Genomic DNA, 15,784 nt, shown 5'->3' with positions numbered 1-15,784 from the left:
CTTCGTCCTCGTCGACCGATCAGGCCGCCTTGAGCTGGAACTCGATGAAGCCGCCGCCGATCTCCTCGTCGCGGAACGGCATGACCTTCGGGTTGTCCTGGGCGATCAGGACCTGCCCGGCGCCGGCCTCCGTGGCGGTGGCATAGTGGTCGGCCAGCGTGTCGTCGGATGGGTCGGCGTTGGAGGCGATCACGACGCTGTCCGCCAGGGTCGCTACGAGGCCGAGCATCTCGGCGGCATCGGCCTGCGGGCGCAGGCGGCAGATCACCCACGCGTAGGCTTCAGCCATGGCCTCCAAAGTGAAGGCCATACCCTCGGGTTCGTCGAAGAGGATCTCGGACGGGGCGAGGCCGGCGGCGACATGATGCGCCCCGCCGGGACCGTCCGCCCGGATCGCCGCGACGACATCCGCATCCCCTCCGACGACGTCGGTGAAGCCGGGTTCGCCCGCGGCCGAGGCGGGGCCGCCGACATCCACGACGAGGACGCTGCCCGACCGTCCGAAGGCGTGCGCCAGGGCATCCGCAAGACCGTCCATCCCGGACCCCTCGGTCTCCATCAGGACGACGAGCCGACCGTCCGGCGCCCCGGAGATGACGGGACGCTGCGACAGGCGCGCGAGGAGCGGCGCGAGGTCGAAACCGTTGGCAAGGGCGGTGACGGGTTCGGCGGTGGCCGTTTCCGGGGCGCCGTCGCTGACGGAGATGGTCTCAGCCTCGTCGGCGATGGGAGCCGCCTCGACCGGAGCCTCGGCCACGCTTTCTGCCGGCGCCACCCACTTCGACGCGGGCATCGCCTCGGGGAGCAGGAACGGGTTGGCGGAGTCGGCGGGCGAGACGGCCTCCACGGTCTTGTCCTCTCCGGTGCGCCTCTTCTCCGGGGCGAGGGCGGCCCGGCCGGGCTCCGCCAGGAGGGCACGGGCGAGAACGCCGCCGATGGCGAGGAGCAGGGCGACCAGGGTTGCGAAGCCGACGATCGGGAGCTTCTTCGGGAAGGACGGGACACTCGGCGTGACCGCCCGCGACACGATCCGCGCATCGGCCGGGGTGGCGCTCTCCGCGTCGCGGGCCGAGGCCTCGCGGAAGCGGCCGAGATAGGATTCGAGCTGCTCGCGTTGCACCTTGGCCTCGCGCTCCAGGGCACGAAGCTCGATCTCGTTGGCATTGCCCTTCACCACCACGTCCTGCTGGCCGTCCACGGCGGCTTGCAGGCTGGCGACCCGGGCGTCGGCGATCTTGGCATCGTTCTCCAGGATGCGCACCGCCCGGTCGGCGGCGTTCTTGATCTGCGCGTCGAGATCCTCGAGCTGGGCCTTCAGTTCCTTGATCCGCGGGTGCGCGGGCAGGAGCGTGCGGGATTCGAGGGCGAGCTGTGCCCGCACCGTGATCCGGTTCTCGATGGTCCGGCGCAGCATCTCGTTGTTGGCGACGTCGGTGATCTCGTAGGCGCGACCGTCCTTCAGCAGGTCCTTGATCGCGGCGACCCGGCCGGCGATGTCCGCGCGCAGGACCCGGGCCTGCGACAGCTGGCTCGACAATTCGCCGAGCTGCTGCGCGGTGAGCGGCTGGCCGGCCACCCCGGCGGTAGCCACGAGGCCATGCTTGGCCCGATAAGCCTCCACCTTCGCCTCGGCTTCCGCCACCCGGCGGCGCAACGCCGTGATGTTGCCCCCGAGCCAAGTGGAGGCGGAGCGGGCCGTGTCGACTTTGTCGGCTTCCAGGGAAGCAATGTAGAGTTGCGCGATGGTGTTGGCAGCCTCCGCCGCGAGGGCGGCGTCCCGCGAGCGGAACTCGACGGTGATGATGCGCGACTTGCCGGCGGGATAGACGAGGAGATGATCGAAATAGGCCTCGATGACCCGGTCCTCCGCCGGGCGGTCGAGGGGATTGGGCCCGATGCCGAGCAGCATCAGCGTCTGCTGCACCGGCCCGATCCCGTCGGCCGTCGCATCGAATTCGGGGTTGCCCACGAGCTTGAGCCGCTTGATCGCCTCCCGGGCGATGTCCCGCGACATCATCACCTGGACCTGGCTCGCCACGGCCTGATCGTCGATGAGGGCGCTGGGGTCCGGCCGCTCCTGCGCCGTGCGCGTGAAAGCGGTCTCGCGGCTCTCCAGGATCACCTTCGCCTCGCCCGTGTAGCGCGGCGGCACGACGTTCACGAAAACGCCCGCGCCGACGGCGACGAGGGCAGTCGGTACGACGATCCAGGCAAGGGACCTGCGCAGTATCTGCGGGACCTGCGCGACCGTCACGCCCTCGGGGCGCCGCGCCGCCCGGAATGCGGAGGGGGTTGAGCGCATTCTGATCCGGGACATGGGAAGCTCTTCAAAGCGGAAGTGTTGCGATCCATGGCGAAACCGCTTGCCGCATTTGAAAGCGTTAAGGTTGATCGAGGGTTAAGCCCCCCGCGAATTCTCTCCAGCGGCAAGTTTGCGTCGCATAGAGTTCGTTAACCTTACCCACGTATTGCCGACCCTATCGTTTTCACAGGACGGCGATGGTGATGAACCGGCGCGCACTCATCTTCGCACTCAGCACCAGTCTGGCTCTCGGCGGCTGTCTCCGCCCGGATTTCCGGACCCGCGAACTTGATGCCACGGGTACCGGCTCGATCAGTGCCCGCTACACCCTGGCGGCGGGGGACCGACTCCGGGTGATCGTATTCGGACAGGACAACCTGTCGAACATCTACACCGTCGATGGGGCAGGAAAGATCGCGATGCCGCTCATCGGGGCGGTTCCGGTCGGCGGCCAGACGACGGGGCAGGCGGCCCGGGCGATCGAGGGCAAACTCTCGTCGGGGTTCGTCCGCGAGCCGCACGTCACCGTCGAAATGGACGCCTACCGGCCCTTCTACATCCTCGGCGAAGTCACGACGTCGGGCCAGTACCCCTACGTCAACGGCATGACCGTCGAGACCGCGGTGGCCATCGCGGCGGGCTTCGGTCCGCGTGCCGCCCGCGACTACGCGGTGCTGACGCGGACCACCCCGTCGGGCCTCGTCTCCGGCATCGTGCCGATGACCTATGCCGTTCGCCCCGGCGACACGATCGTCGTCAAGGAGCGCTTCTTCTGATCAGGGCGTGGTCCGCCACGGGCTGATCACCCGGATCTCGGCGGACTTGGCCACCTCGACCGGGGCGGGGGCGGTCTTGCGCATCCGCGCGACCATCCGGCGGGCCTCGTTCGCGGGCAGCGCCCCAGACGGCTGGGTCATGCCGGCGAGCAGCTTGCGGGTCTTTGGATCCACCATCGCCGATTGCCGGACCGGCTCGAAATCGTCCATCGTATGAGGACGCCCGTTCTTGCCCGCGAAGACTTGCGCTCCGGTCTTAAAGATCACGATGTCTCCGGGGCGGAGGGTCTCGTCGCGCAGAAGGGCTGCGGCCGGCCCGGCGCTCATGTCGAGGGGTGTCTGCCGCTCGCTGACATGGATGCGCACCGGAAGGGCGGCGTAGCGCGTCTTCAGCTTGTGGCGCCCATATCCCACATGTCGCGGCTGGCCGGCGAACGCCGACGTGGGGACGGGGAGTTGCGCCTGGGGGGCTGGCGCCGGATGGACGCCAAACAGCATCTCGAGGAAGCCGCCTTCCGCGGCATGGGCCTGAACCACCTGTACCGTGCCGCAGGCGACGATCGCGATCGCGGCGATACACGCCGCCCTTGCCGTCCGTGATGGCATCCGCCCCGCTCCGGTTGTGCCGCTATGCCGCTACAACCTATGCGGGAATAGGAGGTTCCGGTCAGGCTGGGGCGACCTGCTCGCCCTCTCCGATGCAGTCGAGGGCGCGCTCGACGGCAGAGATCGCGTCCAGCAGGTGCTGGACAGTCCGCTCGACCTCGATCGGCGGACGGCCCGTGGCGGAGGCGCGGGCGCTCACATCCTCAAGCTGCTCCAGCAGAGTGAGGAGGTCTCCGGCGACGGCCACGACCTCGCAACGGGCGAGGGAGGTGACGGCCGGACGTGGGCGGAAGGGCAGGACATTGCTCATCGCCACCCCTTCTCGCCCAAAACGGGTCCGGTTCGCCAGGGGGGACGGGTGCGCCTTCAACACAATGACGCGCCTACGCGGCTTGAAAGCCGCGATGTGGTTTGTTTTCCGTGGCCGAAGAGCCTCGGAGGTGCCGGAACCGTTTCATCCGCCGGGAAGAAGGCTTGACGGGACGCGTCCCGCCCTGACCTTGCCGGGTTCGCGGGTTGACCGTCAGCCGCTGTCGACTGACGGGTCGCCCGCCTGCTCTGTCGGGATTCGCGATGCGCCTACTTCAGATCACCCTCGCCGCCGCGGCGATTCTCGGCGTTGGCGCCTGTTCCAGCACGGAGGGCGGCCGCAGCGGCCTCGCGGAGTCGTTCAGCCTCGACAACTACCGGGCGTCGAGCGACACCAACGGCACCCAGACCCGGCGCGACGTGAACCGCGCCTACACCGCCCCGTCGCTGCCGACGATCGCCAACCGCGGGATGTAATCGCGTCCGCCCTCGAAGACGCGAGGGCTGCGCCTCAGCGCTTGGCCACGGCGTCGGCGAAGGCGGCGATGCGGTTGCGGGCGTAGACCGGGAGACCGGCGCTGATCGAATTGCCGGTGTTGAAGGTCGAGTTGCCCATCAGCACCTGCGCCGGCAGCAGGTTCTTCAGCACCGGAACCCGGGCGTATTCGGCTTTGCGGTCGAGCACGTCGCCCTTGATCGCCAGGGCGACGTAGGCGGTCACCACCGTCTTCTGCGGATCGTTGGGCATCGGCTGGAACACGGCCAGGAACTTGCCGAAGCGCAGGATCTGGTTGACCCAGAAAATCGTCTGTTCCAGCCCGCCGACCGGGGCGGTATCGATCTTCGTCAGGCTCGTCAGCCCGGCCGCCTGCTGGGGGTCGAGCCGGCGCAACTCGCTCTGAAACGAGACGTATTCGGCGATCTTCTTGGCCGAGCCCTCTTCAAGCTTGTTGGCGAGGCGGACGCCGAGGGGCAGCTTCCCTTCCAGATCGTAGCGCGACTCGATGCAGGCCGCCGCGCCGTCGCACCACGGCCGGTCCGGGCGCTTGGCGAAGGCCGCGGCGGGGTCCTTTGTCGGGGTGGCGTCGGCCGGCTCGAGGGTGCGATGCTTGATGGCCGGGTCCATCGCCTGCACGAAGGCGAGGCTGGCCAGCCCGTTGAGGTCGATGCTCTCGGCCGGGCGCGGCACCACGAACCGGCCTTCGGCGACGTACACCTTCAGGGTTTCGTGGCGGGGTTTCGTGACCCCGTTCAGCGTCACCGTGTAGTCCGGCTCCTTGTAGCCGGGATAGGGCGAGAGCGCCTGCGCCTCCGCGGGACGGGCCTTCAGCCAGTCGAGATAGGGGATCAGGCCGTTCTCCGGGGGGCCGGACTTGTCCCGGTGATCCGTGAACACGATCTCGCCCGGCTTGAGGGAGGACGGCTCCACGGAGGTGACGGACGGGACCTCCCGGATCCGCGCGGCGGAGGCAGGCGCGGTGTTCGCGGCAGGCGTCTGCGCCACGGCGGGGGTGCACGACGCCCCAAGGCACAGGGCGAGGACGAGGGCGGCAGGGCTCTGCGGGCGCGGCATCGGTGTCTCGGATAGGGAGGGGGCGTCAGTAGCCCGGATCGTCGCCGAACAGGTAGTCGGGATCCCGGCGCCGGGGGCGGCGGACAGCCTCGTCCTCACCAAAGGGCGAGCGGTTGGTCTGGCCTGGCCAGGGGCGATAGGAGTCTTCGGCGCCGCCGGACCCGTAGGGATTTCCGTACGGATCGGCACCAGCGCGGCGGCTGCGTGGCTGGGTGGGGCGCTCGCCGAACGGATCGAGAAGGTCCGGGCGCGGGCGCTCGCCGGTCATGTTGCCGTAGAAATCGCCGTTGGCGTCGGCTCCGTCTTCGGACCCGGTGAGGTCGCCGTCGCCGCTGTCGGGCCGCATGGCGTAGAGGGTCTCGCGGGGGACCAGCTTGTAGCGGGTGTCGGCCATGTCCCCGTTTCCGCCCGTACGGAAATGCTCGATGAAGCTGCCCGCGCCCGGCGTGCCGCTGCGGGGATCGATGGCGATGTCGGCGATGAGGGGCCGCGTCTCGGGGGAGGGGCCGCGCAGGAGCGTGCGGGGCACGCCGTTCGCCCAGGCCGCCTGGAAGATCGCCCCCGCGATCGGCACCGAGACATGGCCGCCGGTCTGGCCGCGGCCGAGGGTCCGCCGGGTCCCGTCGGCATTGTCGTAGCCGACCCAGACGACCACGGTGATCTCGTTCGAGAAGCCCGCGAACCACGCGTCGTTCTCGTTCTCGGAGGTGCCGGTCTTCCCCGCGACGCTGTTCGAGACCTTGGCGAGGGCGGCCGCCGTGCCGTGCTGGGTGACGCCCTGCAGCATCGTCTTGAGCTGATAGAAGGCCACGCGGTCCGCGGAGCCGATCCGCACGGGCTCGCGCTCCTTGTGCGTGAAGACGGGCTTTCCGTCCCGCTCGACGGATTCGAGGGCATAGGGCGTGGGCCGCACGCCCTCGTTGGCGACGGCGGCGTAGAAACCGGCGAGGTCCAGCATCCGCACCGGCTGGGCGCCGAGCACGAAGGGGTAATACGGCTCGCATTCCGCGTAGATCTGCGCTTCCAGGGCGATGTCGCAGACGCGCTTCAGGCTCGCCGGAGCCTTCGGGGCGATGCCGCCCTGGAGCAGCCGAGCGGTGACGAGGTTCTTCGAGAATTCGAGCCCCCGGCGCAGGGTGGTCGGCCCGGATCCGCCGCCCTCGTAGTTCTTGGGCGACCAGGATTCCCCGGTTCCGCCGATGGGCGGGAGGGTCACGGCGGAGTCGAGCACCAGGGTGTTCGGCTGAAGCCCCGCATTCAGAGCGGCGAGGTAGGTCAGGGGCTTCAGGGTCGAGCCCGGCTGGCGGACCGTCTGGGTCACCCGGTTGAGCTGGCTCACCGGATAGGAGAAGCCGCCGGTCATGGCTAGGATGCGGCCGGTCCTGTTCTCCAGCACCAGGGCGGCGCCCTGGACGGTGGGCTTCACCCTGATCTGGGCTCGGGGTGCCCCGCGGCCTTCGGAGAGTTTCACCCGGACCACGTCGTAGGGTTGCAGCCGCCCCCGGGCGATGCCGGGATCGAGGCTGGCGATACGGCCATCCTCCAGGCCGACCTTCACCGCACCCCGGCCGGCGTCGAGGACCACGGCCAGGGGCCAGTGCACGTCGTACAGGGTCGGGCGGGCGCTCTCCAGGGCCCGCTGCCACGCGGGCTTCCCGGCCACGAGGGTGGCGGATGGCTTTTTCCCGCGGGCGGAGGGTTGCGCGGCGACGGGTTTGGCCTCGTCCGGCTTCGCCCCGGTGACGGCAGGGGCCGCCTGGGTCGACGCTTCGGGGGCGGCGGCGGCCGTCTCGATCCGGCGGACGCTGTCGGCGAGGTTCATCTCCGGCCCGGTGAAGGTCTGCCGCCCGGTCGAACGCTCGTAGTTGGCGAGGCCGTCCTGCAGGGCGGTCTCCACGGCCCTCTGGAGGGGCGCGTTCACCGTCGCCCGCACAGTGAAGGATGCGGAGGTCAAGGAATCGAGGCCCGCAACGGTGCGGGCTTCGCGGGAGAGGTGATCCACGAGGTAGAAGCCCGAATCCCGCCGGGCCGTCTCCACGGATTTCAGGCCGAGGTCGGCGGCGTTGGCCTTGGCCATCTCGGCCTCGGTGATCACGCCCTCTTCCTTGAGCCGGGCGAGGACGTAGCCCCGCCGCTCCCGGGCGCGCTCGGGATATTTGTCGGGGCTATAGAAGTTCGGGCCCTTCGGCATGCCGGCCAGGAGGGCAGCTTCGGGCAAGGTGAGCTGGCCCACCGGCATCCCGAAATAGCTCTGCGCCGCCATCTCGATGCCGTAGGCCCCGCGGCCGAGATAAATTCCGTTGAGGTAGAGGCCGAGGATCTGCGGCTTGGTGAGGATCTTCTCCAGCCGCGCCGCCACGATCATCTCGCGGATCTTGCGCTCGTAGGTGACGTCATCGCCGACCGAGAGGTTCTTCACCACTTGCTGGGTGATGGTCGAGCCCCCCGCGGGACGCCCCGGCGAGGCGAGGTTGGCGATGAAGGCGCGGATCACCCCGCGCTCGTCGATGCCATGATGGCTCTCGAACCGCTTGTCCTCCGCGGCGATGAACGCCTTCTGGACCAGCGTCGGCACGGCGGTGATGGGCACAACGAGACGCCTTGCATTCGTCTCGAAGGTCTCGGCGAAAGGTTTTCCCGCGGAGTCGAGGATGCGGCTCATCCCCGGCAGGGTCTTGTCGCGCAGGGTCTCGGCGGCGGGCAGATCCTTCGTCGCGTTGTCGTAGAACTCGATGACGGCCTTGGCGTCGAAGGGGGAGTTCGGGGGGTCTTCGCCCTTGCAGAAGTGCTTGTAGCTTGTGTTCAGCTCGTTGATGTCGAGCCCATGCAGGATCTTCGGCGCGGAGGGACCGGCGACGCTCGACGGATCCTCCATCGCCGTGCTGATCAAGTCGTCGAGATTGATGTCCTCGATGTCGAAGGCCTTGCGCATGTGGGCGCAGCCGTCCCGAAGGATCTGCACGACCTCCGGTCCATCCTTGGCCGGATCGAACTGCGTGCGCAGCGAGTCGGGCCGGGTCGTCACCTGGCTCAATGTCAGCGCGGTCGCGAACAGCTTGATAAGGATGATGTTCATACAGGCCGGGGCGGCGGACGCGGGCTCTAGCGGGACGGTGGGGCGTCGCGGCTGAACAGGGCGTGCACAACGCGGCTGTTTTATGATTGTCCGGTCGGGGATCCGCGTGCCGACGCCGCGAGCGATACGCGGCGATTAAGGGCGGCGCCTCGTGTCAGAACGGGGTCCACCACTGTGTGAGCGCTCGCCCGCTCTCCAAGCCGGAAACGACCGGGAGGCGCGTAATGCACCACAGCGGAAAGGGACTTGTGGCGAAGGGACGCGCCGTTTAGGTTCCGCGTCCCAGACAGAAAAAAGGCCGCCCCCATGAAGGAGCGGCCCGAAGTCTAGGGAGGAAACGCCCAAGAAGGGCAGCAGGACCGCGACGCCATCGCGTTCCTGCGATGCAACAAGTACGTTGACGCGCTGCAGCAAGCAAGGCGCTGCGTGTCTAGCCGGCATTGCATTAAATGCATGGCTTGGCCGTATCAGGGGGTCGGCACCTCCTCGACGAGGCGGTCGATGGACAGGAGGTACGCGACGAGCGCCTTCTGGTCGTCGGCTGAGTATCCCGCCTGATCGTCCACCCAGTAATTGTGGCCCTTGCCGGTAACGCGGGCGGTGCGGGCCTTCTCCGACGCCGCATTCGCCGCCACGACCCTGTCCCGGACCTGGCGGTCCACCAGGGCGCGGAGGCTGTTGCCAGGATCGGCCGCAATGCCTGCATCGAGGGTTCCGGGGACGCCGAGATCCTTGCCGGCATCGGGGCCGACGCTCACCCCTGAATCGTGGAGGTAGGGGGCCGTCCAGGCGAGACCGACGAGGTTCGGGACCTTGTAGCCTCCCTTCGTCCCGCCCTGACCCCAGGCGAGCAGGACCTGGGGACGCTTGTCGTCGGCGATCGGGATCGGGACGAGCTTCGGATCCGGCGGCAGCGGGAAGGGCGTGTCGGTGGCGAACATCGCCGGGGGTGAGAGGCGGGCCTCCATCTTGGCACCGGCTTGGGCGCGGCTCGGTTCGGTGCCGATCTCCTCCGCCGGGATGACCCGGTGGTTGGTGAGGGCGGGGCCGGAATGGCAGGTGTTGCAGCCCGCCCGTTCGAAGATGGCCCGGCCGGCGCGGAGGGTGCCGACGTCCGCGCTCACCTGCGGCGGCCGCAGCAGGTTCTGGAAGGCCGACATGGCGTTGTTGGCGTGGTTCGCCGGCTCGCCCGGGGCCGAGGCGAACAGACCATTGTCAGTCATGTAGTTCGTGGCCGGATAGGTCGGCAGCACCGCGTAGTCATTGAGGCCCGGGGAGGCCGGCGTCGGGTCGGCAGCGCGCAAGACCTCCGACGGGCGAAGCGTGCCTGAGGGGTCGTAGCGCAGGGGGCCGTTGGGGGCGCGGCGGAGGACGATACCGAGATAGGTCTCGGGATCGAGGTTGAAGAGCCATGGCGCGGCGGCGGCGAGCTGGGTCGTGTCGGAATTCGCCGCGTGGACGTTATTGTTCAGGGACGACAGACCCGAGAACGGGCCGATCGCCTCCCGGCCGCTCCAGCTATAGGGCTCGCCGTAGGCCGAGAAGCTCGACGGGATCGAGGTCGGGTTGGTCACCCGGTCGGCGGAGGAATCGAAGCTGCCCGCGGGCCAGCTCGCCACTTGGACCTTGGTCGCCGCCTCGACGGCGGCGGGGTCGGGCAGGGCAGGGCGGTTTCCCGCGCCAGGGGATGCCGCATCCGCTTCCGGGACGCTGGCGTGCATGAAGTAGGCGGCGGAGTTCTTCGCGAGCGCCATCAACAGGCCGGCGTTCAGGTCGGCGTTGGGGGCGCCCTCGATCACCTTGCCGCTCGCCGGGTCGACGGCTGCGTGGCAGAGGGCGCAGGTGATGCCCATGCGCAGGTGGCCGCGGTCGTAGAAGCTCTTGATCCCGATGATGAACGCCCCGCCCTTGGGCACGTCGAGGCCGGTCGCGACGCGCTCGCCCTTCCGGTAGGTGCGCTCGCCGATGCGGATGTCGCGGGCCAGCGGCACCTTGAGATTCGTCGTGGCCTCGCCCTTCAGGGCCGCCACGGCGCGGACCACCTCGAACGGGGTGATCGCCCCATCCAGCATGCCCATGACATCGGTGAGGAACACCTCGTTGCCGAAGGTCTCTCGGTAGAAGGCCTCGCGCCCCCGCGCGACGACGGACGCGTCGATGGCGACCGCGCCGTTCTCCGGCGAGAGGGTGCGGTTGCCATCCTCGGTCCTGCGGAGCGCCTCTGCCTCGGCGGGGGAGACCCGGCGTCCGAGCACGTCGAACGCCGTGGTAAGGGGCGAGCGGGTCGGGTTGGCGAGGTCGGCCACGTCGGGCATCGGGGCGTAGCTGAACCGGCCGAACAGGGCCGTGGCCCCAGCGCCCGCCACGACGACCGCGCCGGCGAGCGCGAGGACTTTGCGTTTACGGCCCAACGGTCGACCTCTGGATTGCCGCCCGGGAAACGAGCGCAGGCACAACCGCCAGAGGGCAGGGAAGTTCGGCCCCTGCGCAGCCGACGGGGTGCGGCGGACGACCTCGCGCGTTAGAAGGGTGGACCTTTTCAGAGCACCCGCGAGCCCGCCTCCATGCCAGGAACGCCCCGCGCCGGGATCATCCCGGTCACGCCCTTCCAGCAGAACTGCACGCTGATCTGGGACGACGCCACCAAGGTGGGCGCCGTAGTCGATCCCGGCGGCGACCTCGACCGGATTGAGGCCGCCATCGCGGAACAGGGCGTAAAGGTCGAGAAGATCCTCCTCACCCACGGGCATGTGGACCACGCCGCCGGGGCCGACGAACTCCGCGAAAGGCTGGGCGTGCCGGTCGAGGGGCCGCACATGGCCGACAAGTTCCTCCTCGATTCCCTGCCGGCCACCGCCGCGCAATACGGGCTGGACCCGGCCCGGACGGTGACGCCCGACCGATGGCTCGACGGGGGCGACGTGGTGCAGGTGGGAGACCTGACCTTCGACATCCTCCATTGTCCCGGCCATTCGCCGGGCAGCGTGGTGTTCGTCAGCCGCGATGCGCGCTTCGCCCTGGTGGGCGACGTGGTGTTCAAGGGCTCCGTCGGCCGCACCGACCTGCCGGGCGGCAATCACGAGCAGCTGATCCGCGCCATCAAGGAAAAGGTGCTGCCCCTGGGGGACGACATCGCCTTCATCCCCGGCCACGGCCCCACCGGCACGCTCGGCGAAGAGCGCGTCTCCAACCCGTTCCTGCAGGACTAGGTCATGGACAAGCGTCGCATCGGCCGTTCCGGTCTCACGGTCGCCCCCTTCTGCCTCGGCGGCAACGTCTTCGGCTGGACCGCGGACGAAGACACGTCCTTCGCGATCCTCGACAGGTTCGTGGAGCAGGGTTTCGACTTCATCGACACGGCCGACGTCTACAGCCGCTGGGCGTCGGGCCATTCGGGGGGCGAATCCGAGGCGGTGATCGGCCGCTGGCTCGCCGCCCGGCCGGGCGCCCGCGACAGGATCGTGCTCGCCACCAAGGTCGGCATGGATATGGGCGAGGCCGGCAAAGGCCTTTCCGCCGCCCATATCGAGCGCGCCTGCGAGGCCTCCCTGCGCCGGCTGCAGACCGACCGGATCGACCTCTACCAGTCCCATCTCGACGACGCCGACGTGCCGTTCGAGGAAACCCTGACGGCGTATGACAGGCTGGTCCGGGCCGGAAAGGTGCGGGCCATCGGCGCGTCGAACTACGAGGCGGGGCGGCTGTCCGAAGCCCTGGCGGTCTCTCAGGCCAAAGGCCTGCCCCGCTACGACTGCCTCCAGCCCGAATACAGCCTCGCGGCCAGGGACTACGAGGCCGAGCTGGAGCCCCTCTGCCGCGCGGAAGAGGTCGGCGTGATCGGCTACTTCTCCCTCGCGGCCGGCTTCCTCACCGGCAAGTACCGGGAGGCCGGATCGGCCAGCGGGCGGGCCCGGGAGAACCGGGTCGCGCGCTACCTCAACCCCCGCGGCTTCGCCCTCCTCGACGTGCTCGATGCCGTGGGTCGCGACCACGGGGCGAGCCCGGCGCAGGTGGCCCTGGCCTGGATCATCGCCAGACCGGGCATCACCGCCCCCATCGCCAGCGCGACCTCCGTGGCCCAGCTGGACGAGCTGCTCGGCGCCGCCCGCCTGACCCTGCCGCAGGACGCCATATCCCGGCTGGATGCGGCTAGCGCGGGCGGGATTGCCGAGAAGGGCTGACGCTGCCCCTCATGCCCCGCTCCGTCATCGCGAGCGCAGCGAAGCCACCCAGGGCAGCGGGTCATCTCAGGATGCGGCGCCGCCCTGGAAAGCTTCGCTTGCAAAGACGGTGGTGATTCCAGGGGGGAGAACCGCCCCCGCACGGACCCGTCCACAGTCTACCGAAAGGCCGTGCACGGGCCGTCGCGGCTGAGCCATAAGTGCGTGCATCGGAAGCACAAAACCCCTATATTGGGCGAACAGGAAGCATGAGCAGGCTGGCGCCCTCGCCGCGTACACGCACCGCGCGAGATGTCCGCCGCCTGCCCGAGGAAGTTCATGGCCGATACACCCGAGACCCAGCCCGCCGAGTACGGCGCTGAATCGATCCGCGTGCTCAAGGGGCTCGATGCCGTCCGCAAACGCCCCGGAATGTACATTGGCGATACCGATGACGGCTCCGGCCTCCACCACATGGTGTACGAGGTGGTCGACAACGCCATCGACGAGGCGCTGGGCGGCCATGCCGACCTCGTGACGGTGACGCTGAACGCGGACGGATCCTGCACCGTCACCGACAACGGCCGCGGCATCCCGGTGGACATCCACAAGGAGGAGGGCGTCTCCGCGGCCGAGGTCATCATGACCCAGCTGCATGCGGGCGGAAAGTTCGACCAGAATTCCTACAAGGTCTCCGGCGGCCTCCACGGCGTCGGCGTCTCGGTGGTGAACGCCCTCTCGCAGTGGTTGCGCCTGCGGATCTGGCGTAACGATCAGGAGCACGCGATGGAGTTCCGCCACGGCGACGCCGTGGCGCCCCTGAAGGTGGTCGGGCCCGGCCAGGGCCGGCGCGGTACGGAAGTGACCTTCCTGCCCTCCACCGACACCTTCACGATGATCGAGTTCGACTACGCGACTCTTGAAAAGCGCCTGCGCGAGCTCGCCTTCCTGAATTCCGGCGTGCGGATCGTGCTGACCGATGCCCGCCATGCGGAGAAGAAGCGGGAAGAGCTGTATTACGACGGCGGCATCGAGGCCTTCGTGCGCTATCTCGACCGGTCGAAGAAGCCGATCGAGGGCATGACCAATCCGGTGACCGTCCGCGCCGAGCGCGAAGGGATCCGCGTCGAGGTGGCGTTCTGGTGGAACGACTCGTTCAACGAGACGGTGCTGCCCTTCACCAACAACATCCCCCAGCGCGATGGCGGCACCCACATGGCCGGCTTCCGCGCCGCCCTGACCCGGCAGATCACCGGGTATGCCGACAGCTCCGGCGTCTCGAAGCGCGAGAAGGTGACGCTGACCGGCGAAGATTGCCGCGAGGGCCTGACGGCGGTCATCTCGGTGCAGGTGCCGGACCCGAAATTTTCCTCGCAGACCAAAGACAAGCTGGTCTCCTCGGAGGTCCGCCCGGCCGTCGAGAACGTGCTGAACGAGGGGCTCTCGACTTGGCTCGAGGAGAACCCGCAGCAGGCCCGCGCCGTGATGGGGAAGGTGGTCCTCGCGGCCTCGGCCCGCGAGGCGGCACGCAAGGCCCGCGAGACGGTCACCCGCAAGGGCGCCTTGGACATCGCCTCGCTGCCCGGCAAGCTGGCCGACTGCCAGGAGCGCGACCCGTCGAAGTGCGAGATCCTGCTGGTCGAGGGCGACTCGGCCGGTGGCTCGGCCAAGCAGGGCCGGGACCGGGCCTTCCAGGCGGTGCTACCGCTCCGGGGCAAGATCCTGAACGTCGAGCGCGTCCGGGCCGACCGGATGCTGTCCTCGGCCGAGATCGGCACGCTCATCACGGCGCTGGGCGCCGGGATCGGCCGCTCCTCGACGGACCGGGAGGGCTTCAACCCGGACAAGCTCCGCTACCACCGCATCATCATCATGACCGATGCCGACGTGGACGGCTCCCACATCCGCACCCTTCTGCTCACGTTCTTCTTCCGGCAGATGCCGGAGCTGATCGACCGCGGGCATCTCTATATCGCGCAGCCGCCGCTCTATAAGGCCGAGCGCGGGCGCAGGGCGATCTACCTCAAGGACGAGCGGGCCCTGGAAGATTACCTGATCGAGCAGGGTGTCGAGGGCGCGATCCTCCGGCTCTCGACGGGGGCGGAGTTCTCCGGGCCGCAGCTGCGCACGCTGGTGGACGAGGCCCGGGGCTTCCGCAGCGTCCTCCAGGGCCTGCACACCCGCTACGACCGGTCGGTGGTGGAGCAGGCCGTGCTGGCCGGCGCTTTCGATCCCGATGTCGAGAACCGGCCGGGCGAGGCCGAGGTGCTGGCGGACATGACCGCGAGGCGCCTCGACACCATCGCCGACGAGATCGAGCGCGGCTGGCAGGGGGAAGTGTTCGAGGGCGGCTATCGCCTCAGCCGGACCCTGCGCGGCGTTCGTCAGATCGCGACGCTGGACGCCGGCCTCGTTACGTCTCAGGAGGCCCGCCGCCTTGCCGAAAGGGCCGACGCCTTCCGGGAGATCTACGGCGAGCCGGTGACCCTGGTGCGCAAGACCGACGAGACGGTGCTGCACGGCCCTGTCGGGTTGTTCGAGGCGGTGATGGCCTTCGGCCGCAAGGGGCTGCAACTGCAGCGCTACAAGGGTCTCGGCGAGATGACGGCCCAGCAGCTCTGGGAGACCACCCTCGACCGCGACGTCCGCTCGCTGCTGCAGGTCAAGGTGAAGGACGCGACCGACGCCGGCGACCTCTTCGTGAAGCTGATGGGCGACGTGGTGGAACCCCGGCGGGAGTTCATCCAGGAGAACGCGCTCAGCGTGTCGAACCTCGACGTGTAATTACCTCCTCTGTAATTTCTCAGTAAAGTTTGACCCTAGGGAAGGGCAACTTGACCGGATTTACTGAGAAGTTCGACCCTCGCGGCTTCTTGGCCTGAACCAAGCGGCCACGAGGTCATTGATTCAGAGATGAGTCCCGCTGTCAACTGGCGCGGGAGCACCGCTGCGGACCCACGTGTGCCAAGACGGGAGGAAATC

General features: G+C 68.9%; 11 protein-coding genes. 5 read left to right on the top strand and 6 right to left on the bottom strand.

Features of this window, described 5'->3' with window-relative positions:
• Positions 1-19: 19 nt before the first annotated feature.
• A complete protein-coding gene (locus MFF22_RS03445) occupies positions 20-2,317 on the bottom strand; it encodes a GumC family protein (RefSeq protein ID WP_238247536.1) in 2,298 nt (765 codons plus the stop codon).
• A 182-nt stretch (positions 2,318-2,499) separates the two neighbouring features.
• On the opposite strand from MFF22_RS03445, the gene MFF22_RS03440 reads away from it, so the two are divergent.
• Positions 2,500-3,078 carry a polysaccharide biosynthesis/export family protein gene (locus MFF22_RS03440; RefSeq protein WP_238247535.1) on the top strand — a complete coding sequence of 193 codons (579 nt, stop codon included), beginning with the start codon at positions 2,500-2,502 and terminating at the stop codon, positions 3,076-3,078.
• Here the strand turns inward: MFF22_RS03440 and MFF22_RS03435 are convergent, their stop codons facing one another.
• Positions 3,079-3,684 carry a hypothetical protein gene (locus MFF22_RS03435; protein WP_238247534.1) on the bottom strand — a complete coding sequence of 202 codons (606 nt, stop codon included), beginning with the start codon at positions 3,682-3,684 and terminating at the stop codon, positions 3,079-3,081.
• 61 nt (positions 3,685-3,745) lie between these two features.
• Complete coding sequence (locus tag MFF22_RS03430) at positions 3,746-3,994, bottom strand: hypothetical protein (protein WP_238247533.1); 249 nt, start codon at positions 3,992-3,994, stop codon at positions 3,746-3,748.
• A gap of 263 nt (positions 3,995-4,257) precedes the next feature.
• Here MFF22_RS03430 and MFF22_RS03425 point away from each other — a divergent pair, with 263 nt between their 5' ends.
• Positions 4,258-4,470 carry a hypothetical protein gene (locus MFF22_RS03425; protein WP_238247532.1) on the top strand — a complete coding sequence of 71 codons (213 nt, stop codon included), beginning with the start codon at positions 4,258-4,260 and terminating at the stop codon, positions 4,468-4,470.
• Positions 4,471-4,504: 34 nt separating this feature from the next.
• Here MFF22_RS03425 and MFF22_RS03420 read toward each other — a convergent pair whose 3' ends face one another.
• The 3 genes from MFF22_RS03420 to MFF22_RS03410 all read right to left on the bottom strand — a co-directional run bounded on the left by MFF22_RS03420 (position 4,505) and on the right by MFF22_RS03410 (position 11,053).
• Positions 4,505-5,566 carry a hypothetical protein gene (locus MFF22_RS03420; protein WP_238247531.1) on the bottom strand — a complete coding sequence of 354 codons (1,062 nt, stop codon included), beginning with the start codon at positions 5,564-5,566 and terminating at the stop codon, positions 4,505-4,507.
• Positions 5,567-5,591: 25 nt separating this feature from the next.
• Positions 5,592-8,642, bottom strand: a complete 3,051-nt coding sequence (locus MFF22_RS03415) for a penicillin-binding protein 1A (RefSeq protein WP_238247530.1) — start codon at positions 8,640-8,642, stop codon at positions 5,592-5,594.
• Between the two features lie 467 nt (positions 8,643-9,109).
• Positions 9,110-11,053, bottom strand: coding sequence for a cytochrome C oxidase Cbb3 (locus MFF22_RS03410; protein WP_238247529.1), 1,944 nt, complete (start codon positions 11,051-11,053; stop codon positions 9,110-9,112).
• 153 nt (positions 11,054-11,206) lie between these two features.
• Between MFF22_RS03410 and MFF22_RS03405 the strand changes: the two genes are divergently transcribed.
• The 3 genes from MFF22_RS03405 to gyrB all read left to right on the top strand — a co-directional run bounded on the left by MFF22_RS03405 (position 11,207) and on the right by gyrB (position 15,586).
• Positions 11,207-11,851, top strand: coding sequence for an MBL fold metallo-hydrolase (locus tag MFF22_RS03405; protein WP_238247528.1), 645 nt, complete (start codon positions 11,207-11,209; stop codon positions 11,849-11,851).
• Positions 11,852-11,854: 3 nt separating this feature from the next.
• Positions 11,855-12,823: an aldo/keto reductase gene (locus tag MFF22_RS03400; protein ID WP_238247527.1), complete on the top strand. Its 969-nt coding sequence runs from the start codon at positions 11,855-11,857 to the stop codon at positions 12,821-12,823.
• Between the two features lie 318 nt (positions 12,824-13,141).
• On the top strand, positions 13,142-15,586 hold the full coding sequence (gene gyrB / locus MFF22_RS03395; protein ID WP_238247526.1) for a DNA topoisomerase (ATP-hydrolyzing) subunit B: 2,445 nt from the start codon (positions 13,142-13,144) through the stop codon (positions 15,584-15,586).
• The last annotated feature ends 198 nt before the right edge of the window (positions 15,587-15,784 follow it).

It is taken from the genome of Methylobacterium persicinum (assembly GCF_022179525.1).
GTDB classification, from domain to species: domain Bacteria; phylum Pseudomonadota; class Alphaproteobacteria; order Rhizobiales; family Beijerinckiaceae; genus Methylobacterium; species Methylobacterium persicinum.
The sequence above is the reverse complement of the archived record's forward strand: the minus strand, read 5'-3'. Positions and strand labels throughout refer to the sequence as shown.

What these genes read in the sequence shown, in the direction of transcription:
- MFF22_RS03445 (WP_238247536.1), bottom strand. Translation starts at nt 2,317, where the DNA reads ATGTCCCGGATCAGAATGCGCTCAACCCCCTCCGCATTCCGGGCGGCG.
- MFF22_RS03440 (WP_238247535.1), top strand. Translation starts at nt 2,500, where the DNA reads ATGGTGATGAACCGGCGCGCACTCATCTTCGCACTCAGCACCAGTCTG.
- MFF22_RS03435 (WP_238247534.1), bottom strand. Translation starts at nt 3,684, where the DNA reads ATGCCATCACGGACGGCAAGGGCGGCGTGTATCGCCGCGATCGCGATC.
- MFF22_RS03430 (WP_238247533.1), bottom strand. Translation starts at nt 3,994, where the DNA reads ATGAGCAATGTCCTGCCCTTCCGCCCACGTCCGGCCGTCACCTCCCTC.
- MFF22_RS03425 (WP_238247532.1), top strand. Translation starts at nt 4,258, where the DNA reads ATGCGCCTACTTCAGATCACCCTCGCCGCCGCGGCGATTCTCGGCGTT.
- MFF22_RS03420 (WP_238247531.1), bottom strand. Translation starts at nt 5,566, where the DNA reads ATGCCGCGCCCGCAGAGCCCTGCCGCCCTCGTCCTCGCCCTGTGCCTT.
- MFF22_RS03415 (WP_238247530.1), bottom strand. Translation starts at nt 8,642, where the DNA reads ATGAACATCATCCTTATCAAGCTGTTCGCGACCGCGCTGACATTGAGC.
- MFF22_RS03405 (WP_238247528.1), top strand. Translation starts at nt 11,207, where the DNA reads ATGCCAGGAACGCCCCGCGCCGGGATCATCCCGGTCACGCCCTTCCAG.
- MFF22_RS03400 (WP_238247527.1), top strand. Translation starts at nt 11,855, where the DNA reads ATGGACAAGCGTCGCATCGGCCGTTCCGGTCTCACGGTCGCCCCCTTC.
- gyrB (WP_238247526.1), top strand. Translation starts at nt 13,142, where the DNA reads ATGGCCGATACACCCGAGACCCAGCCCGCCGAGTACGGCGCTGAATCG.